The organism is Verrucomicrobiia bacterium (genome assembly GCA_035946615.1).
Taxonomy (GTDB): domain Bacteria; phylum Verrucomicrobiota; class Verrucomicrobiia; order Limisphaerales; family UBA8199; genus DASYZB01.
In genome coordinates this window covers 1-5,048 of record DASYZB010000067.1, presented here as the reverse complement: position 1 = coordinate 5,048, position 5,048 = coordinate 1, and the positions used below count along the sequence as shown (strand labels likewise).

General features: G+C 57.0%; 2 protein-coding genes. Both read left to right on the top strand.

Annotated elements, in window-relative coordinates; all coding sequences use genetic code 11:
* The first annotated feature begins 800 nt into the window (after window positions 1-800).
* Window positions 801-1,010, top strand: coding sequence for a hypothetical protein (locus VG146_10405; GenBank protein ID HEV2392760.1), 210 nt, complete (start codon window positions 801-803; stop codon window positions 1,008-1,010).
* A gap of 412 nt (window positions 1,011-1,422) precedes the next feature.
* The gene (locus tag VG146_10400) at window positions 1,423-4,584 is read left to right on the top strand and encodes a hypothetical protein (GenBank protein HEV2392759.1); all 3,162 of its coding nucleotides are present in this window, start codon (window positions 1,423-1,425) and stop codon (window positions 4,582-4,584) included.
* Window positions 4,585-5,048 lie beyond the last annotated feature (464 nt).

Here is a 5,048-nt window from a genome sequence, read left to right as displayed (position 1 = left end):
CTTGTTGAGGCTAAAATGCCGGCACCTCCGGGTGTCGCGCCTGCACCGACCGGAACCATTCGAACTTTAACTACATCTCGTCGGTCTGAGGCTCTGCCTCGCTAGACATCGTAAGCAAAAGCTCTTCTTCAATCGGTACTGCATCCCTTTGGACCGTCCCCAACCAAACAGGGGCGAGAAGCTGCAACAATCGGGCTTTCCCCAGTTCTTCTCCTGCGTCTGGCACAACTCCACCGGTATGCCTTGATGTTGCCGTTGCAAAGATGAATCCAGTGGATATAGCGAACGGCTCTATCCCCGGCATTGGGCGGCCTCATACCGTGACGTCGATTAGCTCGATGAATCCACGCGATCCGGTTAAGTTTAATGGCCAGACGAGCCATCTTACCGCAGGCGAACTCGATGCCTTATGCCTCTGGCACGAGATCGATTTGCCAGATCCCGCCAATCCCGGTGCTCACACTTCTCATTGTTTTGGCGATATTTTCTCTCTTTGCACTCCGCGTCCCTGGTACGTGAACACTGCGTTAGCTCGGCCGGGGGATTCAGGTGCTTGGGTAGTGTGTGATTCGAGGGGAGTTCTGGGGTGGGATGGAATGATAATGGCCGGTGACGGAGCCCATGCCTATGCCTGTTTCGCTGAAAACATTATGGCGTACGCGCAAGCCTCCAACCCGAATCTAATCCTGCCTCCCTAAGCGCAAGATTGCTCCTGTGGGAAGTGGCCGCGCAAAGAGGTGCAAAGAAGTTGTGGCTCCTTCCCAGTCCGAGATTAATTCGCATCTGAGAATCAGAAGATCATGAACACAATCTTAGCGCAGGCCGTAACTGATCAGTTTAAGCCTTCAAGCCCGGTGATGAAATTCGGTACGGGGTCGGGCCACAGGATGCTGTGGATACTCGCATTTCTTACCGCCTTCATCGTCGCTGGCGTTGTATGGGAGTACTATCGAGAATGGAAAATCCGTCGCTTCTACCAAAACAAACAGTGGAAGCCGAAACGGCCCTGACCTGTGCTCGGACAGATTCCTGTTGAATTCGGACCGCCACGCATTTCAAAAAGGTTTACGGGACCTCACCGCAAAACTTTGCTCCCATGCTTAATTGTTAGTGACGAACGCCGCGTGAGTGCACGCGGCCTAGAGGAATAGCCCGAAATTGGCGAGCCGTGTAGGCCCGGCTCCTTAACCGGGGCGGTTCCTAAAACAGGCTTTAGGCTATTGAATGTTGTTTTCAAACAACAATGTCGCTTTTGAACAATTAACCAATGTTGATCAAACTTCCAGTTGCGCTCATTCTATCCGTATGAGCCCGCTGAGCACACAGGAATTGCGCCTTTTATGGATCGGTGCTCAGCCCGACTCCATTCAAATTCAACGGAACTCAAAGTCGCGCGACACGGCGCGGAAAGGGTGATGTGATATGGTTTTATTGCCTCCAGTAGTTGTTGGACCGCTCTCGGAGTGCAGTTCGAGAGTCAAAGTGCAAGGTCAATTGATCGGTGTCACCGTCGATATTTATTCCAATGGGGCGCATGTCGCGACTGGAACGGCAACCTGGACCGACCAGACCTTTCCGTTGCTTCCCGGCAAAACGCTGGCGCCCGGCGCTGCTGTCGCGGCCACACAAACCATAGGCGGAACGACGAGCCCGAAGTCTTCCTCGCCGGTAACGGTGCAAAAGAAACCCCCGGTAATCGGTACTGTTGCTGCCAAGACACACATCTATGTTTGCGGCCAGTGTCTCTGGTTGGAGGGAATGGTTCCGGGAGCGAAAGTCGAGGTATCCGTGGGCGGTGTGCTGCGCGGTTCGGGTATTGCCGATGACGGCTCGGCACGCTTCGGTCTCTCGGTTCAGACCGGTGCCGGGGATATATTAGTCGCCCGTCAGACAGCCTGTGGAACGGCGGGCACCCCTACCAATCTGCCCAAGCCGGACGCACTACCCGGAAACCAGAAGCAATTGATGCGCCCCGTGGTGGTGGGTCCGCTACGGGCATGCCAGCGTGCCGTCACGGTTAAAGACGTGGTGGATGGCGCACAGGTGGTGCTGACCGAAGCGCCCACGGCCGGCTTTACCGAGACCGCCTGCTTCGATCTGTCGGAGTTGTGGTTCCCAACACCGCCGCTAAAGCTGGGGGATCAAGTGACCGCCCTTCAGCAGATGCCGCGGTGCGAGATCAAGAGCGCAGCGTCTGCGCCAGTTGTGGTCGGCCCCTCGACTCCTGTTCCCGTCCCAACCGTCGTCCCGCCACTATGCGCTGGGGGCGTCACGGTGCGTTTGACGGACCTCCTGCCGGGCTCTCCAGTGGAGATTCTCCAAAATGGCGTGAGCTTGGGACTGGGATCGGCCCCGGCCTCGACGTTCGATTTTGGAACGCCAGCGCTGGCTGCCAACGCAATGATTACAGCCCGACAAGAGCTCTGCACCAACTGGAGCGCTCCCTCTGCCGGAGTAAATGTGGATCCGCATCCGGCTTCCTTGCCGACGCCGGTCGTGGGGAGCCCGCTGTACGAGTGCGGCGCGGCGGTGCATGTAAGCAATCTGCATCCGGGCGCTACGGTGTATGTGTTTTCGACGTTGCTGGGTGCGCCTATCGGGTCGTCGGTCGTCTATACCACGCAGGCAGACGTGCCGGTAGCGCCGCTGCTCATCAAAGGGGACCACATCTTTGCGGAGCAGAAAGGGTGCGGATTGGTCAGCTCAAAATCGGCGGCGGTTCCGGTGCAGCCGACTCCCAAGCTCGGGCCGCCCGTTGTCCAGCCGCCGGTCGAGACTTGCATGAGAAGCGTGACCGTCGGCAACGTGGTGCCAGGCGCGCACGTGGACCTTTACATCAATGGGGGATGGCGCGGGAGCGCTATCGCCACCGCGACTACAGTCGAGATTCCGATCCTGTTTGGGCCTCTTCACGTCGGGGATGCAGTGAAGGCGCGCCAGATGATCTGCAATATGATTGCTGGTCCGGGCGAGCCGGTAATCGTGATTAGCTCCGCCGGCTTTTATTATGTTACGCAGCACTTCGATGCTGCACGCACCGGATGGAACCCGTTTGAAACCACACTTACGGTGGCGAATGTTCCCGCACTGAAGGTGAAGTTCACACACAATATCGATGGCACCGCGTATGCACAGCCTCTTTATGCCCACCACGTCAATGTGCCGGGTTTCGGCGCACACAACCTGGTCTTTATCGCGACCGAAAACGATACCGTCTATGCGTTTGACGCGGATACGAATCAGCCTGCGCTTTGGAAGCGCTCCCTGATCCCGGCTGGGGAACAGATAGTCGCGGTGGGCGATATCGAGGGTTGCGATAACGTCGCGCCGGTAATCGGTATCACCTCCACGCCTGTGATCGACTGCACGTCTTACACCATGTGGGTTGTGGCCAAGACCAAGAAAGTCGCGGGCGGCAACGCGACATTTCATTACAGGCTTTATGCCCTGGACATCAGCACTGGGACCGACCGCGTGCCTCCGGTCGAGATTAGCGGATCGGTTGCCGGCGCGGGCCAGCCGAATGACGGCCACGGACACGTAGTCTTCGATCCGCACTTCCATCTGAACCGCCCCGGACTGCTGCTTCTTGCGTCGCCTGCCGGAGCGGCTCACAATCGAATCGTCTTCGTCGGGTTCGGTTCTCATTGCGACTTCCACATTGGGACCTATCACGGCTGGGTTTTCGCGTACGATTCCGTCACGCTGGCGCGCATCGGCGTTTTCGCAACAACCCCGGATACGGCGGCTGGCGCGCCTTCAGCGGCAGGGGTTTGGCAGGGCGGAATGGGCCTCGCCGCCGATCCGCAGGGCTTTGTGTACTTCACGAGCGGAAACGGCGACTTCACGGGGAATACGGGCGGCCAGGATTACGGCGACACGGTGATAAAGGTGACGCCGGCTCTTGGCGTAGCCGATTACTTCACACCCTCCGATCAACCAACACTGCTCGCGCATGATATCGATCTGGGGAGTGGAGGGGTGCTCATCCTGCCGGATCCGCCGCCCAGCGCCGGTTTGCCTTCCACCTTGGTAGCGGCTGGAAAAGACGGCAACATATTGCTCATCAACCGGAATAATATGGGCAAGTACACACCCGGCGGACCGGACAAGCTGGTGCAGGTTCCGCCTGTGCAGATGAAGCCTGGAGCGGCGATCACTGACCAATCGGGTGTGTGGGGAGGGCCAGCCTTTTACCGAAATTCGCAACAGCAGCAGTTTGTCTATTACTGCGGCAGCGGCGGTCATTTAAAAGCGTATCTGTTCTCGGGCATCGCGCTCGCGCTGGCGATGATCGGCGGCAGCCCAAATCAGTCTCCACAAGCGTTCCCCAGTGAAGGGGGCGTTACGCCGAATGTATCGTCGAACCACCAGAACGCCGGGACGGGCGTAGTTTGGGCGATTACCCGCAGCAATCCTTTGCGGCTGCAAGCTTTCGACGCTACAAATCTCACACACCAACTGCTGGACATGAACTGCGGCCCTTGGAATAATCCTAACGGAGGAGCCTTCACGGAGCCGACGGCGATCCAGGGCAAAGTTTACGTTCCAAGCGATGGCAAATTGACCGTCTTCGGTCTGTAGATGAGCACGGCAACCTCGCAAATTGGCGGCAGATGGAAAGTTGCCAAAATGGACAGAAATCGAACGTTTTACAAATTGTTTGCGGTGTCCGGGCCGCATGAGCAACGACCCAAACAAAGGGAAAAAATATGTTCACGAAAGACTTGAGCAGAAATGTGCCGTTATACGGCCAGGAGCAATGCTTCTGGTGTGGGGCGGCGAGCGGTCAAATGGCCCCCAACGGCTATCCGAATCCCGCAGATCGCCTGTTTTATGCACAACTGTTCGAGGGAGCGCAGGCCTGTTTCAAATGCTTGCCTTTGTCCTCGACACGATGATTTAATTTCACTGCCATCCCACAGGAAGTTGAAAAAAATGGTTGGAAATTTTGGTAAAACCTGCCACACGGCAGGCAAATGAAAAAACAAAAAATTCCAACCGCGTCAAAATTCACCATTGTCCGCCAGCTTTGCAACTATATTCCG

Bases quoted from the DNA above. Each gene is read 5' to 3' on its own strand.
- VG146_10400 (HEV2392759.1), top strand. From the start codon at position 1,423: ATGGTTTTATTGCCTCCAGTAGTTGTTGGACCGCTCTCGGAGTGCAGT.
- VG146_10405 (HEV2392760.1), top strand. From the start codon at position 801: ATGAACACAATCTTAGCGCAGGCCGTAACTGATCAGTTTAAGCCTTCA.